Here is a 15,741-nt window from a genome sequence, read left to right as displayed (position 1 = left end):
CCGCGCGCCTCTGCCTCAGGATTAACTGGCTCGAAACAAATGTAGGAGCGAGCTTGCTCGCGATGCGCCGCGCGGGCGGCGCTCGATCTCACAGCCGCTGAACATCTTGAGGCGAACACCTGCCAGCCCAGACACCCCCTAAAGACATGCGCCCCCCCACCCCACGTTTAGTCATTAATGCCCCTTTGACTCCCCCGCAGTCAGTGCTTCACTGGGTGTCTCAAGCCTACCCGGATCCAGGAGCCCCCGATGAACCTGCACCAGTACGCTGAAACCCACGAAGTCACCAACCAGCCCCCACCCCTCGATGGCGCCAACCTGTATCGCCTCGACCTGCCATTGCAAGAGTGGTCACGGCGTTTCGGCGCAGGCTGGGCCGAGTCGCGGATCGATGCCTACGGTGCCCTGGCCGGCGGCCCACTGATGCAGGCGGGTTTCCTGGCCAACGCGCACAAACCCGAATTCAGCAGCCACGACCGTTACGGCCATCGCATCGACCTGGTCGAGTTCCACCCGGCCTATCACGAACTGATGCGCACCGCCGTCGAGCACGGCCTGCCCTCGTTGCCATGGGCCGAACCCCGCGCGGGCGCCCATGTGGCACGGGCGTCGATGACCTACCTGCACAGCCAGGCCGAGGCTGGCACCGGTTGCCCACTGACCATGACCTTCGCCGCCGTGCCGGCGCTGCGCTTGCAGCCCGAACTGGCCGAATACTGGCTGCCGAAAATCCTGGCCTGCGAATACGACCCACGCAACGTCGGCGACCGGCACAAGGCCGGGGTCACCCTGGGCATGGCCATGACCGAAAAGCAGGGCGGCACCGATGTGCGCGCCAATACCACGCGGGCCTACCCGGTCGGTGCGCCGGGCCCAGGCCAGGCCTACGAGCTGGTCGGCCACAAGTGGTTCTGCTCGGCGCCCATGTGCGATGCCTTCCTGACCTTGGCCCAGACCGAAAAAGGCCTGAGCTGCTTCCTGCTGCCGCGCCACCGCCCGGATGACAGCCGCAACCAGTTCTATATCCAGCGCCTGAAGAACAAGCTGGGCAACAGCTCCAACGCCTCCAGCGAGGTGGAGTTCCGTGGTGCGCTGGCGTGGATGATCGGCGAAGAAGGGCGGGGCGTGCCGACCATCATCGAGATGGTGGCCATGACCCGCTTCGACTGCATGGTCGGCTCCAGCGCCCTGATGCGCCAGGCATTGACCCAGGCTGCCCACCACTGCGCGCACCGCAAGGTTGGTGGGCGGCTGCTCAATGAGCAGCCTCTGATGCAGAACGTGCTGGCCGACCTGGCCCTGGAAAGCGAGGCCGCGCTAGCCCTGAGCTTGCGCATGGGCCAGGCGCTGGAGCAACCGGACGACCCGCAGCAGGCGCATTTCGCCCGGCTGGTCACGGCGGTGGGCAAGTACTGGATCTGCAAGCGTGCGCCGGCCATGATCAACGAGGCCGCCGAATGCCTGGGTGGCGCGGGCTATGTGGAAGACAGCATTCTGCCAAGGCTGTACCGCGAGGCGCCGGTCAACTCGACCTGGGAAGGCTCGGGTAACGTGCAATGCCTGGATGTGCTGCGGGCGTTGTCCAAGGAGCCGGGCGTGCTCGATGCGTTGTTCGCCGAACTGGGCGACGGGCATGGTGACCCTCGCTTGGCAGCGCACATCGGTAACCTCAAGGGGGCGTTTGCCGACACGGGCGACATTCAGTACCGGGCGCGGCAGTTGACCGAGGATATAGCCCTGGCGTTGCAGGCCAAGCTGCTGCTGGAGGCGGGCAATGCGGTGGTCAGCGATGCCTTCATCGGCAGCCGCCTGACGGGCGGTGGTCGGGTGTATGGGGCGCTGCCACGAGGTGTGGATGCGCAGGCGTTGGTCATCAGGGCTACACCTGCCTGGCCGTTGTAGGCGCGGGCTTGCCCGCGAATGCACCCGACACCGATCATTGGGGGTGTATTTAACCCAGAAGGCAGGCAAGATGGTTCACATGCATGTCCAGACAGGAAGCACAGTGTGAGCCACGCTTTTGTAGTCGTTGATACCCCCGAACAGGCCGTCGACCGTCTGGCGGCCCTGCATGAACAGGCCACCGGGGCCCTTAGCCAGGCCCTCAAGCGTTACCTGAAGGACCGTACCGAGCCGAACGCCGAAGAGCGCGACCTGTTCCGCTACCCAGCGCTGCGCCTGACCTACTTCAGCCACGGTGAGGTCGCCGCCACCACGCGTGCCTACGCCAAGGTCCAGGTGGCTGGCACCTACAGCGTTACCGTCACCCAGCCAGCCGCGTTCCGAGGCTACCTGCTGGAGCAACTGCGCCCGCTGATGCACGACTACACCGTCACCGTGGAAGTCGGCGTCAGCGAACAGAACATCCCGTACCCCTATGTGGTCGATCAGGGCGACGAACTGGCCGGCAGCGGTATTACCGCCGCGCAGCTTGCGCGAGTGTTCCCCAGTACCGACCTGTCGGCCGCCACCGACAGTATCGCCGATGGCCTTTACGACTGGGACCGTGCCGAGGTTCTGCCGCTGGCGCTGTTCGATGCCGCGCGCGTCGATTTCTCATTGCGCCGCCTGGTGCACTACACCGGCAGCGACTGGCGTCATGTGCAGCCATGGATCCTGCTGACCAACTACCACCGTTATGTCGACCAGTTCATCAGCCATGGCCTGGAACAGCTGCGTGACGACCCGCGCTTCGTGCGCATGGTGCTGCCGGGCAACGTGGTGATCGAGAAGGGCATGGACCACGGCGAAACCCAGGCCCTGGTAGCCAGCGTGGTCTGGCACCGCTACCAGATGCCGGCCTACCACCTGATCGCCGCCGACGGCGACGGCATAACCCTGGTCAACATCGGGGTCGGCCCGTCCAATGCCAAGAACATCACCGACCACCTGGCGGTACTGCGCCCGCACTGCTGGCTGATGATCGGCCACTGTGGTGGCCTGCGGCAGTCGCAAACCATTGGCGACTATGTATTGGCCCACGCCTACATGCGCCGCGACGGCATTCTCGACCGGGTTGTGCCGCCTAATATTCCGATCCCGGCCTTGGCCGAGGTGCAACTGGCTTTGCAGGAAGCTGCCGCGCAGGTCACTGGCGAGCGTGGCGAACAGCTGAAGAAGCGCCTGCGCACCGGCACCGTGCTCACCTACGATGACCGCAACTGGGAGCTGCGCTGGGCTCAGGAGCGCCCGCTGATCAACCTGTCGCGTGCGGTGGCGGTGGACATGGAAAGCGGCACCATCGCTGCCCAGGGCTATCGTCTGCGGGTGCCGTACGGCACCTTGCTGTGTGTGTCCGACAAACCGCTGCACAGCGAGATCAAGCTGCCGGGTTCGGCCAACGCCTTCTACAACCGGGCGGTCAGCCAGCACCTGAAGATCGGCATTGCTGCCCTCGACCTGTTGCGCACCGAGCTCAACTCGCTGCACTCGCGTAAACTGCGCAGCTTCGATGAGCCGCCGTTCCGCTGAGGATCCATGTCACTGCCACCCCGTAACAAGCCGCGCCGCCCCCAGGCGCGGCCTGCCGCCGGCCCGCGTCGCCAGGCCAAGGCGCCACCGGCCGAGCCGCGCCTGATCCTGTTCAACAAACCGTTCGACGTGCTGACCCAGTTCAGCGACGGCGAAGGGCGCGCGACGCTCAAGGACTTCATCGACATCCCGGGCGTTTACCCGGCCGGTCGGTTGGACCGTGACAGCGAAGGCCTGCTGTTGCTGACCAACGATGGTGGGCTGCAGGCGCGGATTGCCGACCCGAAGCACAAGCTGGCCAAGACCTACTGGGTGCAGGTGGAAGGCGAGCCAAGCGACGAGCAGTTGCAGCGTTTGCGTGATGGCGTCGAGTTGAACGACGGGCCGACCTTGCCGGCAGAGGTGCGGCGCCTGGAAGAGCCTGAGCTATGGCCGCGCAACCCGCCAGTGCGGTTTCGCAAGAGCGTGCCGACCAGCTGGCTGGAGTTGGTGATCCGCGAGGGGCGTAACCGCCAGGTGCGTCGGATGACGGCGGCGGTGGGGCTGCCGACCTTGCGCCTGGTGCGGGTGCGGATTGGGGATTGGGCGCTGGATGGGCTGGAGCAGGGGTGCTGGCGTGAAGTGGCAGCGAAGCTTCACCGGTAGCAGGCATTCTGTAGGAGCAGCCTTGTGCTGCGAAAGGGCCTGAGCAGGGGGTGAACTTGATGGCCTCTTCGCAGCACAAGGCTGCTCCTACAGGGGGGACGCGGGGACGGCTTGATTACACCCCTTCGAGAAACCCCACCACTACGCTCTTGATGATGAAGGCCAACACACCCAGCCCCAGCACGAAGAACAGGATCAGAGTCCCGAATTTGCCTGCCTTGGACTTTTTCGCCAGGTCCCAGACGATGAAGCCCATGAAACCGATCAGCACGGTGACCAGGACGATCATCATCCATTCTTCGAATACGGCGGGATCCATCGGGGTTCTCCAGGCAGGTTGAGCGTTCGATTATACGCCGGCTGGCGTGAGCGTTTAGCGCAGGTGGGTCAATGGCAGCTCAGTGCTGGCCAGCACCTGGTTGAGCACAAAGCTCGAACGCACGCTGGTGACGCCTTCGATACGGGTCAGGCTGCCTAGAAGCAGTTTCTGGTAGTGGTCCATGTCGGGCACCACCACTTTGAGCTGGTAGTCGGCATCCATGCCGGTGACCAGGCTGCATTCGAGCACCTGTGGCAGGTTGCGGATGGCGGCCTCGAAGGTTTCGAAGCGTTCCGGGGTGTGGCGGTCCATGCCGATCAGCACATAGGCCGTCAGGCTCAGGCCCAGCTTCTTGCGGTCGAGCAGGGCGACCTGTCGCGAGATGTAGCCGTCGTCCTCCAGTTGCTTGACCCGACGCGAGCATGGCGAAGGCGACAGGCCGATGCGTTCGGCCAGTTCCTGGTTGGAAATGCGCGCATCGCGCTGCAATTCGGCGAGGATGCTCAGGTCATAGCGGTCAAGTTTGCTCATGGCATTTGCCTTTTCTGTTCGTATTGCGGCGAATTATCAATCCAGGGTGAAAAATTGCGCAAGTGCTATTTATCTGAGCAATCTTCGCAATCCGCTGTCGCAACCCGTCCGGTATCTTTATCACCAGAATCACTGCCCGGACATCAGTCCACGGCGACGCGCCCTAGGCGGGCGGTCGCGGCCAGCCATCCAACAGGATCTGCTGGCCCCCGGGCTACACACCCTCCAGAAGACGGTGTGAGGTGAGCCGGCGCCACAAGTGCCGAGCACGGACGACAATTCCTGAAGGGAGGCCCTGTGGCCTCCCTTTTTTCTGTCCGGAAATTTAATTGGCCTGCGTGACGGGCACGGTAGACTGGTTGCGGGCGCAGTTTTTCTACCGAGAGGAATACCATGAAGTCGCGCATCTGGCAGTTGGCAGGTGTTGGTTTGCTGGGTTTGAGCATCAGCCTCGGGGCCATGGCCGAAGGGCCGGGCGAGGGGCATGGCGAGCGCGGCCAGCAGGTGCAGGGTGAGGGCGGGCCGGGCCGCTCGCTCAACTCGCGCGACGAAGTGCGCCAGACCCAACCCCCGCGCCAGGGTTATTACCAGGACATTCCCCGCCGCCACGGTGATGACCACCATTGGCAAGCCGGTGGCCCGGGGCAACGGCCCGGCGGTGACTGGCAAGGGCGCCCGGATGGCCATGGCAATGGCTGGGGGCCTGGGCCGCAGTATCGCCCGGGGCACACCGTCGATCATTTTTCCGACCGCTACTGGAAAGTGCCGTACCGTGGCGCTGACTACTTCTACTCCGGCGGCTACTGGTACCGCCCCCATGGTGGCAGCTACATCGTGGTGACCCCGCCTTACGGTGTGCGGGTCAGCTACCTGCCGCCTTATGCGCGGGAAGTGTGGTTGGGTGGTGCGCTGTTCTTCCTGGTGGCCGATACCTATTACCAGTACTTGGCGAGCAGCCAGGAGTATGTGGTGGTGAACCCACCGGTCGGCGTGCCGGCGCCCGTCGCGGTGGCACCGGCAAACGGTGGATATGACGTGGTGGCTTACCCAATGTATGGCCAGGGGCAGGAACAGCAGGAGCAGGACCGCTACCAGTGCCACCGCTGGGCGGTGAGCCAGTCGGGCTTCGACCCGGCCACGGCGACGTACGCGCCGCCGGCCAATGTGCTCGATAACTACCGGCGGGCGCTGGGGGCCTGCTTCAGCGGCCGGGGATACAGCATCAACTGACGCCCGGTATGCCGTCTGTTTGCCGGCGATAGGGCCGGAATAGATTTACACCGGGTCGGCGTGCACCATCACATCCGCCTGTGGATAACGCTGGCGGATCACCCGCGAGGCCTCCACGCACAAGCCGTGTGCATCATGCAGCGGTAGCTGCCCTGGCAGCTCCAGGTGCAATTGCACGAACCACTGGCTGCCCGACACCCGCGTACGCAGGTCGTGCACGCCTTTCACGCCTGGAATGGCCAGCACCAGCGTGGCCATGTCTTCGCCCACATCGCCAGGCAGTTCCTTGTCCATCAGGATCGCCGTGCTTTCGCGGGCAATCTGCAGGGCGCTCCAGAGTATGTAGCAAGCAATGCCCAGGCCGAACAGCGCATCCAGCTGTGGCCAGCCAAAGCGTGCCAGTAACAGGGCCAGCAGAATGCTGCTGTTCAGCAGCAGGTCCGAGCGGTAATGCAGGGAGTCGGCCCGCACCGCGGTGGAGCCGGTCAGGCGAATGACCTTGCGCTGAAGTGCCAGCAAGGCAAGGGTCAGCACCAGTGACAGCAGCATCACTGCAATACCCACACCGGTATCGCCCAAGGGTTGCGGCGTGTGCAGGCGCTCGAACGCCTGCACGCCAATGAGTACCGCACTGACCCCGATGAACAGCGCCTGCGCCATGCCGGCCAGGGCCTCGGCCTTGCCATGGCCGAACCGGTGATCATCGTCTGCCGGGCGCAGGGCATAGTGCACCGCCAGCAGGTTGAGGAACGAGGCTACGGCGTCCAGTGCCGAATCGGTCAGCCCGGCCAGCAGGCTCACCGAGCCGCTCAGCCACCAGGCCAGCGACTTGCTCAGCACCAGGATGCTGGCCACCGCCAGTGACGCGCGGGTGGCCAGGCGCAGCAGGCGCTGGTGTTCAGCCGGGGTGGTGATCATCCGTGGTCGGTGTCCTTGTGGCTCAGGCGGCCGGCACCAGGCCCAGGCTGGCCAGTTGCTCGACGCTGCCGCGGTGCTGGATCAGCCGTGGGTCGTTCAGCGGCAGGCGCTGGCCCAGTTCGCTTTCGAGAATGGCCTGCAATTTCAGGTTGTCGATTTTGCCGTCAGGGCTGACAGCTTCTTGCAGCTTGGCCGGGTCGACTTGGGCGGTGCGGCCACCTGGGTAGTAGATGGCGCCCGTGGCGAAGTCGATGCCGAAGGCGATCAGCCCCGGGATCACGTAGAACAGAATGCCGATGGCGTCCATTGCGGCCACCACAGGGTCGATCTTGCCGCCGATCTGGCCGCGACGGTCCGGGTAGAAAATGGTGCCGCAGGCCGTCAGTTGGGTCAGCAGGGTAGCAATGAGGGCGCCGCCGATGACGCGGGTCGAGATGCGCATGTAAATCTCCGAGAAGGTGTTCAGCAGGGCAAGCGAAGCGCCTGCGCCTGATGTTAAGACCATGATAGAGCAGGCTGGGTTCGCCGTTATACTCGCCAGACTGTTCGAGGACCACCATGATTTCATTACCCATTGATGCTGCCTTGCCCGCCTTGCGCCAGGCCCTGGCAAACCGTGACGAAGCGGTGCTTGAGGCGCCGCCCGGCGCCGGCAAGACCACCCGCGTGCCGCTGGCGCTGCTGAACGAGCCGTGGCTGGCCGGGCAGAGCATCCTCATGCTCGAACCGCGGCGCCTGGCGGCGCGAGCGGCTGCCGAACGGCTGGCCAGCGAACTGGGCGAGCAGGTGGGGGAAACGGTGGGCTACCGTATCCGCCTGGACAGCAAGGTCGGGCCGAAAACCCGTATCGAAGTGGTGACCGAGGGCATCCTCACCCGCCGCCTGCAGGCCGACCCGGCGCTGGAAGGTGTAGGCCTGCTGATCTTCGACGAATTTCACGAGCGCAGCCTGGATGCCGACCTGGCCCTGGCGTTGAGCCTCAATGGCCGCGAGTTGCTGCGTGACGACCCGCCGCTGAAGATTCTGCTGATGTCCGCCACCCTGGAAGGCGAGCGCCTGTCGCGGTTGCTGGACGATGCGCCGGTGGTCAGCAGCGAAGGCCGCATGCATCCGGTGGATATCCGTTGGGGGCGACCGTTCCAGCCCGGCGAGTTCATCGAACCACGGGTGGTGGACAGCGTGCTGCAGGCGCTGGCCGACCAAACCGGCAGCGTGCTGGTATTTCTGCCCGGCCAGGCCGAGATCCGTCGAGTGCACCAGAGCCTGCAGGAGGCCTTGGGCGATCGGCCCGACATTCTGCTCTGCCCACTGCATGGCGAACTCGATCTCAATGCCCAGCGCGCCGCCATCGACCCGCCGGCCAAGGGCCTGCGCAAGGTGGTGCTGGCCACCAACATTGCCGAAACCAGCCTGACCATCGATGGCGTGCGGGTGGTGATCGATGCCGGCCTGGCCCGGGTGCCACGCTTCGACCCTGGCAGCGGCATGACGCGCCTGGACACCCAGCGCATCTCCCGCGCCAGCGCCACCCAGCGCGCCGGCCGGGCCGGCCGCCTGGAGCCCGGCGTGTGCTACCGCCTGTGGTCCGAGGCCCAGCATGACCAACTGGCCGCCCATGGCAGCGCCGAAATTCTCCAGGCCGACCTGGCCGGGCTGGCCCTGCAACTGGCGCGCTGGGGCGTTACCCCCGAGCAGTTGCGCTGGCTCGACCAGCCGCCGCCTGCCGCGTTTGCCCAAGCCCAGGACCTGCTGGCGCGGCTCAATGCCTTCAAGCCTGGCAACCGTGACAATCTCAGCGAACACGGCCAGGCCATGGCCGAACTGCCGGCGCACCCACGCATCGCGCATTTGCTACTGCGTGGCCAGGACCTGGGCCTGGCCCAGATGGCCTGCGATGTGGCCGCACTGCTGGGGGAGCGGGATATCCAGCGCGGTGGTGGTGCCGACTTGCACAGCCGGCTGGCGCTGGTCAGCGGCGAGAGCAAGGCTGCGCGTGGCGGCCAAGGTGGTGTGCAGCGTGCTCGTCAGCTGGCCCGCCAGTACCGTGGCCTGTTACGAGGCAGGGCCGGAGCGCCGGTTGCCGACCCGGACCACTCGCGCTGGCTGGGCGCGCTTCTGGCGCTGGCCTACCCCGACCGCGTCGCCCTGCAGCGCCGCGAAGGCGGGGCGGAATATCGGTTGGCTAACGGCCGTGCGGCGCTGTTTGCCGAAGTTGACGCATTGATGAAGTGCCCCTGGTTGGTGATCGCCGACCTGGGCAGCCGCCAAGGGCAGCGTGAGGAGCGCATCTACCTGGCCGCCGAATTCGACCCGGCCTTGCTCGATGGCGTGTTGGCCGAGCAGGTCGAGCGTGTCGATATCCTTGATTGGGACGAGCGCGAGCAGGTGTTGCGCGCCGAGCGGCAGGTCAAGGTTGGCGAGCTGGTCCTCAGCCGTGAGCCGCTACCCGGCCTGGATGACGATGCCAAGGCCCAGGCGCTGCTAGGCCTGGTCCGACGCAAGGGCCTGAACCTGCTGACCTGGACGCCAGAGCTGCGTCAGTGGCAGGCACGAGTGGCGCTGCTGCGCCAGCTGGACCTGGAAAAGGATGGCCACAGCGAATGGCCCGACCTGGGCGACGAGGCCTTGCTCGCCAGCCTGGAGGACTGGCTGCAGCCCTACCTGGGCAAGGTGTCGCGCCTCAGCCACTTTGCCGCGCTGGACCTGCCGTCGCTGCTGCGCAACCTGTTGCCCTGGCCGCTGCCACAGCGCCTGGAAGAGCAGGCCCCCGCGCACCTGGCGGTGCCGTCCGGCTCGAACATTCGTCTGGACTACAGCGAGAGCCCGCCGGTGCTCGCCGTGTGTTTGCAGGAGCTGTTCGGCCTTGCTGACACCCCACGCATCGCCAATGGCCGCCAGCAGGTCAAGCTGCACCTGCTGTCACCGGCACGCCGGCCGGTGCAGGTGACCCAAGACCTGGCCAACTTCTGGCGCACCACCTATGCCGAGGTGAAGAAGGATTTGAAGGGGCGGTACCCGAAGCACTACTGGCCTGACGACCCCTTGGTGGCCGAGGCTACGGCGCGGGCCAAGCCTCGGGGGACTTGAGCCTGGCCGGGTCAGCTGTCAGTCGAGCGGTACGAGCATGAAGGTGAGCACTTCACCTTCCTCGACATTGAGCAAGGCCACCCAGTCTCTGCTTTTGTGTGGCGAATCCTCGATGGCGCCAACCCTGTGGCCTCGGTGGTCGCGCAGATGGCAGACCAGGCCTACCCCGGTCAGCTCCAATGGCTCGATCTTCCAGTAGTCGGTGACGTCGGCATACCAGTAGAAGCCCAGGTAGCCATTACGGCTGATGCCCAGTTTCTTGGATTGTGGTTGCCCAGGCATGCTGATGTGGTACTGCAGGCGATTGTCGGTCTGCGAGTGGTAATGAAAGTCCATCACCGGCGAGTCTTGCCGTCCTCCAGCCTGCAACCAGTCATCCTCGGGGGTGATGCCCCAGGAAAACTTGTCGCTGCTGCGGCTCAGGCGCAGCGGGATATACTGGTCAGCGTCGAGCACGTACAGCTTGCCGCGAAACGACTTGGCAAATTCCGCCTGAATGTATTCGTCCATGGTGCTTTCCTCGATAGGCATTGAAGGCTTTACACCCTAATGCCCAGGCGCGGTGCCCAGGCAGATCGAAGGCTTTCCCTGGTTGCCTCAGGCGTCGGCTTCGCCTTCCAGCAGCATGAACAGGCGGTACAGCACCACGGTGCTGAACAGCTGCAGGAAGCCGCTGAGGCTGTCCATGGCCAGTTCCATGCCCGGCGATGGCTCGGGAAAGGCCATCAGCAGCAGCCCGTCGATCAGCCAGATCGGCGCCAATACGGCGACCACGCAGATCATGATGCGCATGAAGTGCCCGGTGGTCATGCTGGCGCTTTCGCGCATCGCCAGCATCACCGGGCGGCCGCGCAGTACCAGCAGGTACTCGGCGAACACCAGGTTGATCATGATCCACACGCCCGGGAAGATGAACAGCGCAAGGCCAGCCATGATCAGCAGTGAGCTGATCAGGATCAGCAACGCCAGTTGTGGCCACAGTTGCAGGGCGCGGGCGAACAGGTCGCGCTTGGCGATTTCCTGGCCTTTGCTGCGGGTATCGAGGTAGAGAATCAGCGCGGCGCTGTACAGCGGGTAGAACAGCAGGCTGACCAGCATGCCGTAGGCCGGTGATGCCTGGTCGCCCATCTGCCGGTACAGCAACTGAGTGAGCAGGGCTTCCAGCACCACCAGCGGCAGGCACAGCTGGACAATGTTCGGCAGGTGGCGGCGGAAGAAGTACAGGGAGTCGCGCAGAACGCTCAGCGGATTCATCAGTCAACATCGCATGGCAGTAAAAACAGGGGCCTAACTTTAGCCCAAAGCAGGCCTGGGGCTGTCACTTGCTGAAAAAAGTTTCACCGCGCCGGTGATTGAATCCCGCACCCGTACGCCCCATCTTTGACGCTGTCCGTTGTCCCGCTACCCCATGAGGTCGCCCCATGAACACTGAAGAACAAACCCTGATCGACGGCCTGTTCGGCCGCATCAAGCAAGCCGAAGACCCGAGCCAGCCGCGTGACGCCCAGGCCCAGGCATGCATCGAGCAACATCTGCGTCAGCAGCCGGCGGCGCCTTACTACATGGCCCAGGCAATATTGGTGCAGGAGGCCGCGATCAAGCGCCTCGACGAACAGAACAAGCAGCTGGAAGCCGAGCTGCAGCAGGCCCGTGCCCAGGCCCAGGCCGCACAAGCCGCCAGCAGCGCGCCGAGCAATGGCGGTGGAGGGTTCCTGTCCAGCCTCTTTGGCTCGGGTGGGCGTAACGCGGCCCCGGCGGTACAGCCGCAGCGCCCCGCTGCTGCCCCGGTGGCATCGGGTGGTGGCTGGCGCGAGCCGTCGGCACCGGGCTTTGCCCAGCCCCAGCCCCAGGCACCGCAGCCCGGCTTCGGCGCCGCGCCGGCGCGCAGTGGTGCCAGCAGTTTCCTCGGCGGCGCCATGCAGACCGCCGCCGGGGTAGCCGGTGGTGTGTTGCTGGCGCAGGGTATCAGCAGCCTGTTCAACCACAACTCGCAGCCGCAAGAGGTGGTCGAGGTGATCAAGGAAGAACCAACCCCGGCCAGTGACAGCGGCGGCTGGAACGACCAGGGCGGGCAGCAGCAAGTGGCTGACAACGGGGGTTGGGGCAGTGACCAGGGGGGTTACGCCGACAACGATTATGGCAGCGATGACGGCGGGTTCTTCTCGGACGACGATTCGTACGTCTGACAGGTCTGGCATACTGCTGGCATTCATGGGGGCTGCTGCGCAGCCCTTCGCGGGCACGCCCGCTCCCACAGCATTCCGAGCCAGACATGAGGTTGCCAGGTGAAAAAGATCGCGCTGTTCGCCGATGTGCAGAACCTCTATTACACCGTGCGCCAGGCCCACGGCTGCCATTTCAACTACACCGCCTTGTGGGCCGACGTCAGCCGGCAGGGCCAGATCGTCGAAGCCGTGGCTTATGCCATCGACCGTGGCGACACCAAGCAACAGCAGTTCCAGCAGATTCTGCGCAACCTGGGTTTCGATGTGCGCCTGAAACCCTTCATTCAGCGCAGCGATGGCTCGGCCAAAGGTGACTGGGATGTGGGCATCACCCTGGATGTGATCGACGCGGCCAGCCGGGTCGACCAGGTGGTGCTGGCCTCCGGCGACGGTGATTTCGACCTGCTGCTGGAGCGGGTGATCCAGCGCCATGGCACCGAAGCCGTGGTGTATGGCGTGCCGGGGCTGACCGCACTGTCACTGATTCGAGCTGCCAGCCGCTATGTGCCCATCGAGGGTGCGCTGTTGCTTAAACATTGAGTCGCCTGTGAGATCGAGCGCCGCCCGCGCGGCGCATCGCGAGCAAGCTCGCTCCTACATTTGTTTCGGGCCAGTAACGCCTGCGCCAACGCGCGCGACCGCCCTGTTCGTACGACGCGATATCGCGCCATGCGCCAAGGCGTTCGCGCGCAAATCCCACAGGCATAATTGGCCCGAAACAAATGTAGGAGCGAGCTTGCTCGCGATGCGCCGCGCGGGCGGCGCTCGATCTCCCAGGCAACCCATGACCCAAACCGGACGCACCAAAATTGTGCCGCTCATTTGATCCCATTCTGTAACGTATATGCACCCAGGCAGCCCGTTAAACTGACTCACCCGTAAACGGATTTCGAGTTTTCCCCATGCCTGCCTCCCGTCGTTTCCCGCTGTTGCTGATTGGCGCCTTCCTGGCTCTGTATTTGGTCTGGGGCTCCACGTATCTGTTCATTCGCATCGGCGTGGAAAGCTGGCCACCGATGCTCATGGCCGGGGTGCGCTTTCTGATTGCCGGTGGCCTGCTGTACGGTTTTCTGCGCTGGCGCGGTGTGCCGGCGCCGACCTGGCCGCAGTGGCGGGCGGCAGGGGCGATCGGCTTTCTGCTGCTCAGCTGTGGCAACGGCGGCGTAACTGTGGCCGAGCATGCTGGCGTGGCGTCGGGCGTGGCGGCGCTGGCCGTGGCAACGGTGCCACTGTTCACCTTGCTGTTCGGCCTGTTGTTCGGGCACCGCAATTCGAAGCTGGAGTGGGCAGGCATCGCACTTGGGTTGGTGGGCATCGGCCTGTTGAACCTGGGCTCCAACCTGCAGGCAAGCCCGATTGGCGCGGCGCTCATCATTTTCGCGGCGGCATCCTGGGCGTTTGGCTCGGTGTGGAGCAAGACCTTGCCGCTGCCCCAGGGGCCGATGGCCAGCGCTGCGGAAATGCTGGTCGGTGGTGCGGTGCTGTTGCTGGGCAGCGTGCTGTCGGGCGAGCGCATGACGCAGATGCCCACCGCCGCAGGCTGGGGGGCGCTGGCCTACCTGGTGTTCTTCGGCTCGATCCTGGCGTTCAGTGCCTACATGTACCTGCTCAAGCATGTGCGCCCGGCAGCCGCCACCAGCTATGCCTACGTCAACCCGGCAGTGGCCGTGCTGCTGGGCATCGTCTTTGCCGGTGAACAGATTGGCGCCGAAGAGTGCGTGGCCATGGCGGTGATCATCGGCGCGGTGGTGCTGATTGGCCTGCCGCAATGGCGCAAGGCGCCCGCGCAGCCGGTGCAAGGCGAAATCTGCAAGTAGCCAGGAGCGATGCGGTAAACTTGCCGCCTTCGCTGAACCCCCTGACGGTATTGCCATGAATTTCGCCAAACTCGGCCTGATCGAACCGCTGCTGCGCACCCTGCAGCAACTGGACTACACCACCCCGACCCCGGTGCAGGCCAAGGCCATCCCCGCCGTGCTGGCCGGCCGCGACCTGATGGCCGCAGCCCAGACCGGCACCGGCAAGACCGCAGGTTTTGCCTTGCCCGTGCTGCAGCGCCTGGCGCTGGAAGGCGAGAAGGTGGCCAGCAACTCGATCCGCGCACTGGTGCTGGTACCTACCCGCGAGCTGGCCGAGCAGGTGCACGCCAACGTGCGTGAATACGCCGAGAACCTGCCGTTGAGCACCTACGCGGTGTATGGCGGCGTCAGCATCAACCCACAGATGATGCGCCTGCGCCGGGGTGTCGACCTGCTGGTGGCCACCCCGGGCCGTTTGCTCGACCTGTTCCGGCAGAACGCCGTGAAGTTCAACCAGGTGCAAACCTTGGTGCTGGACGAAGCCGACCGCATGCTCGACCTGGGTTTTGCCGAAGAGCTGCAATCGGTTTACGCGGCGCTGCCACGCAAGCGGCAGACGCTGCTGTTCTCCGCGACGTTCTCCGATCAGATCCGCATGCTGGCGGGGCTGGCGCTGAATGATCCGCTAAGCATCGAAGTCAGCCCACGCAATGCCACGGCCGCCAGCGTCAAGCAATGGCTGGTGCCTGTGGATAAAAAGCGCAAGGTCGACCTGTTCTGCCACCTGCTGCGCAAACAGCGCTGGAAGCAGGTGCTGGTGTTCGCCAAGACGCGTAACGGTGTCGACCAATTGGTGGAGCGCTTGCTGGCCGAAGGTGTGAACGCCGACGGCATCCACGGCGACCGCCCGCAGGCCACCCGCCAGCGCGCGCTGGACAGCTTCAAAGCCCGCGAGATCCAGGTGCTGGTGGCGACCGACGTGGCGGCCCGTGGCCTGGATATCGACGACCTGCCGTTGGTGGTCAACCTCGACCTGCCGATTGTGGCCGAGGACTACGTGCACCGCATCGGCCGTACCGGGCGGGCGGGCAACAAGGGCGAGGCGATTTCGTTGGTGTGCGCGGATGAGGTGCAACTGCTGGCGGCTATCGAGGTGCTGACCCGGCAGACCCTGCCGCGGCATGAAGAACCTGATTTCATCCCCGATCACCGGGTGCCGATGACCGATGCCAGTGGGCAGGTTGTCAAGAAGCCGAAGAAGCCCAAGAAGCCGAAAGAAAACAGCGCCAAGCGCGGGCTGGGGCGCTGGATGGACAGCACCGAGTCGGGCAGTGCAGAGCCGACGGTGAAGGCGGTGCGCAAGGTGCCGAGTTTCAATGGTGGGCCGCGCAAGCGCAAGCCGTAGTGCTGGAGAAAACGCTGACCACTGTGGGAGCGGGCTTGCCCGCGAAGCAGACGCCGCGGTGCATGGTACGGGCTTCGCCCGTGTTCGCGGGCAAGCCCGCTTCCACAGAGA

15 protein-coding genes are annotated in these 15,741 nt (G+C 64.9%); 9 read left to right on the top strand and 6 right to left on the bottom strand.

Annotated elements, in window-relative coordinates; genetic code table 11:
- The first annotated feature begins 249 nt into the window (after positions 1-249).
- The 3 genes from ACNFBR_RS00615 (at position 250) to ACNFBR_RS00605 (ending at position 4,116) form a co-directional block, all read left to right on the top strand.
- On the top strand, positions 250-1,902 hold the full coding sequence (locus ACNFBR_RS00615; RefSeq protein ID WP_416733259.1) for an acyl-CoA dehydrogenase family protein: 1,653 nt from the start codon (positions 250-252) through the stop codon (positions 1,900-1,902).
- Positions 1,903-2,007: 105 nt separating this feature from the next.
- Complete coding sequence (gene amn / locus ACNFBR_RS00610; protein WP_416733258.1) at positions 2,008-3,471, top strand: AMP nucleosidase; 1,464 nt, start codon at positions 2,008-2,010, stop codon at positions 3,469-3,471.
- 6 nt (positions 3,472-3,477) lie between these two features.
- Positions 3,478-4,116 (top strand): pseudouridine synthase, encoded by a 639-nt coding sequence (locus ACNFBR_RS00605; protein WP_416733257.1) that lies wholly within the window; start codon positions 3,478-3,480, stop codon positions 4,114-4,116.
- Between the two features lie 115 nt (positions 4,117-4,231).
- On the opposite strand, the gene ACNFBR_RS00600 is transcribed toward ACNFBR_RS00605, so the two are convergent.
- A complete protein-coding gene (locus ACNFBR_RS00600; protein ID WP_110746051.1) occupies positions 4,232-4,435 on the bottom strand; it encodes a DUF2788 domain-containing protein in 204 nt (67 codons plus the stop codon).
- Positions 4,436-4,489: 54 nt separating this feature from the next.
- Positions 4,490-4,966, bottom strand: coding sequence for an Lrp/AsnC family transcriptional regulator (locus tag ACNFBR_RS00595; RefSeq protein WP_003249795.1), 477 nt, complete (start codon positions 4,964-4,966; stop codon positions 4,490-4,492).
- Between the two features lie 393 nt (positions 4,967-5,359).
- On the opposite strand from ACNFBR_RS00595, the gene ACNFBR_RS00590 reads away from it, so the two are divergent.
- Positions 5,360-6,196, top strand: a complete 837-nt coding sequence (locus ACNFBR_RS00590; protein ID WP_416733256.1) for a DUF6515 family protein — start codon at positions 5,360-5,362, stop codon at positions 6,194-6,196.
- 45 nt (positions 6,197-6,241) lie between these two features.
- Here the strand turns inward: ACNFBR_RS00590 and ACNFBR_RS00585 are convergent, their stop codons facing one another.
- Positions 6,242-7,114, bottom strand: coding sequence for a cation diffusion facilitator family transporter (locus ACNFBR_RS00585; RefSeq protein WP_416733255.1), 873 nt, complete (start codon positions 7,112-7,114; stop codon positions 6,242-6,244).
- A gap of 22 nt (positions 7,115-7,136) precedes the next feature.
- Positions 7,137-7,556 carry a polyribonucleotide nucleotidyltransferase gene (locus ACNFBR_RS00580; protein WP_416733254.1) on the bottom strand — a complete coding sequence of 140 codons (420 nt, stop codon included), beginning with the start codon at positions 7,554-7,556 and terminating at the stop codon, positions 7,137-7,139.
- 116 nt (positions 7,557-7,672) lie between these two features.
- On the opposite strand from ACNFBR_RS00580, the gene hrpB reads away from it, so the two are divergent.
- Positions 7,673-10,201: an ATP-dependent helicase HrpB gene (gene hrpB / locus ACNFBR_RS00575; protein WP_416733253.1), complete on the top strand. Its 2,529-nt coding sequence runs from the start codon at positions 7,673-7,675 to the stop codon at positions 10,199-10,201.
- Between the two features lie 18 nt (positions 10,202-10,219).
- Here the strand turns inward: hrpB and ACNFBR_RS00570 are convergent, their stop codons facing one another.
- Together ACNFBR_RS00570 and ACNFBR_RS00565 are read right to left on the bottom strand one after the other, a co-directional pair.
- Positions 10,220-10,711 carry a hypothetical protein gene (locus tag ACNFBR_RS00570; RefSeq protein ID WP_416733252.1) on the bottom strand — a complete coding sequence of 164 codons (492 nt, stop codon included), beginning with the start codon at positions 10,709-10,711 and terminating at the stop codon, positions 10,220-10,222.
- Positions 10,712-10,798: 87 nt separating this feature from the next.
- A complete protein-coding gene (locus ACNFBR_RS00565; RefSeq protein ID WP_416733251.1) occupies positions 10,799-11,455 on the bottom strand; it encodes a YciC family protein in 657 nt (218 codons plus the stop codon).
- A gap of 167 nt (positions 11,456-11,622) precedes the next feature.
- Between ACNFBR_RS00565 and ACNFBR_RS00560 the strand changes: the two genes are divergently transcribed.
- The 4 genes from ACNFBR_RS00560 (at position 11,623) to ACNFBR_RS00545 (ending at position 15,630) form a co-directional block, all read left to right on the top strand.
- Positions 11,623-12,387 carry a DUF2076 domain-containing protein gene (locus ACNFBR_RS00560; protein ID WP_416733250.1) on the top strand — a complete coding sequence of 255 codons (765 nt, stop codon included), beginning with the start codon at positions 11,623-11,625 and terminating at the stop codon, positions 12,385-12,387.
- Between the two features lie 99 nt (positions 12,388-12,486).
- Positions 12,487-12,966: an NYN domain-containing protein gene (locus ACNFBR_RS00555; RefSeq protein ID WP_416733249.1), complete on the top strand. Its 480-nt coding sequence runs from the start codon at positions 12,487-12,489 to the stop codon at positions 12,964-12,966.
- Positions 12,967-13,328: 362 nt separating this feature from the next.
- Positions 13,329-14,243 (top strand): drug/metabolite exporter YedA, encoded by a 915-nt coding sequence (gene yedA / locus ACNFBR_RS00550; protein WP_416733248.1) that lies wholly within the window; start codon positions 13,329-13,331, stop codon positions 14,241-14,243.
- A 55-nt stretch (positions 14,244-14,298) separates the two neighbouring features.
- Entirely contained in the window at positions 14,299-15,630 is a 1,332-nt protein-coding gene (locus ACNFBR_RS00545) for a DEAD/DEAH box helicase (RefSeq protein WP_416733247.1), read from the top strand.
- The last annotated feature ends 111 nt before the right edge of the window (positions 15,631-15,741 follow it).

Origin of the sequence: Pseudomonas sp. NY11955 (assembly GCF_048068035.1) — a bacterium.
In the GTDB taxonomy this organism is placed as follows: domain Bacteria; phylum Pseudomonadota; class Gammaproteobacteria; order Pseudomonadales; family Pseudomonadaceae; genus Aquipseudomonas.
Note: the sequence above shows the minus strand (reverse complement) of the source record. Positions and strands in the feature narration are given on the sequence as shown.

Bases quoted from the DNA above. Each gene is read 5' to 3' on its own strand.
- ACNFBR_RS00605 (WP_416733257.1), top strand. From the start codon at position 3,478: ATGTCACTGCCACCCCGTAACAAGCCGCGCCGCCCCCAGGCGCGGCCT.
- ACNFBR_RS00560 (WP_416733250.1), top strand. From the start codon at position 11,623: ATGAACACTGAAGAACAAACCCTGATCGACGGCCTGTTCGGCCGCATC.
- hrpB (WP_416733253.1), top strand. From the start codon at position 7,673: ATGATTTCATTACCCATTGATGCTGCCTTGCCCGCCTTGCGCCAGGCC.
- ACNFBR_RS00615 (WP_416733259.1), top strand. From the start codon at position 250: ATGAACCTGCACCAGTACGCTGAAACCCACGAAGTCACCAACCAGCCC.
- ACNFBR_RS00600 (WP_110746051.1), bottom strand. From the start codon at position 4,435: ATGGATCCCGCCGTATTCGAAGAATGGATGATGATCGTCCTGGTCACC.
- ACNFBR_RS00580 (WP_416733254.1), bottom strand. From the start codon at position 7,556: ATGCGCATCTCGACCCGCGTCATCGGCGGCGCCCTCATTGCTACCCTG.
- ACNFBR_RS00545 (WP_416733247.1), top strand. From the start codon at position 14,299: ATGAATTTCGCCAAACTCGGCCTGATCGAACCGCTGCTGCGCACCCTG.
- ACNFBR_RS00565 (WP_416733251.1), bottom strand. From the start codon at position 11,455: ATGAATCCGCTGAGCGTTCTGCGCGACTCCCTGTACTTCTTCCGCCGC.
- ACNFBR_RS00570 (WP_416733252.1), bottom strand. From the start codon at position 10,711: ATGGACGAATACATTCAGGCGGAATTTGCCAAGTCGTTTCGCGGCAAG.
- yedA (WP_416733248.1), top strand. From the start codon at position 13,329: ATGCCTGCCTCCCGTCGTTTCCCGCTGTTGCTGATTGGCGCCTTCCTG.
- ACNFBR_RS00595 (WP_003249795.1), bottom strand. From the start codon at position 4,966: ATGAGCAAACTTGACCGCTATGACCTGAGCATCCTCGCCGAATTGCAG.
- ACNFBR_RS00585 (WP_416733255.1), bottom strand. From the start codon at position 7,114: ATGATCACCACCCCGGCTGAACACCAGCGCCTGCTGCGCCTGGCCACC.
- ACNFBR_RS00590 (WP_416733256.1), top strand. From the start codon at position 5,360: ATGAAGTCGCGCATCTGGCAGTTGGCAGGTGTTGGTTTGCTGGGTTTG.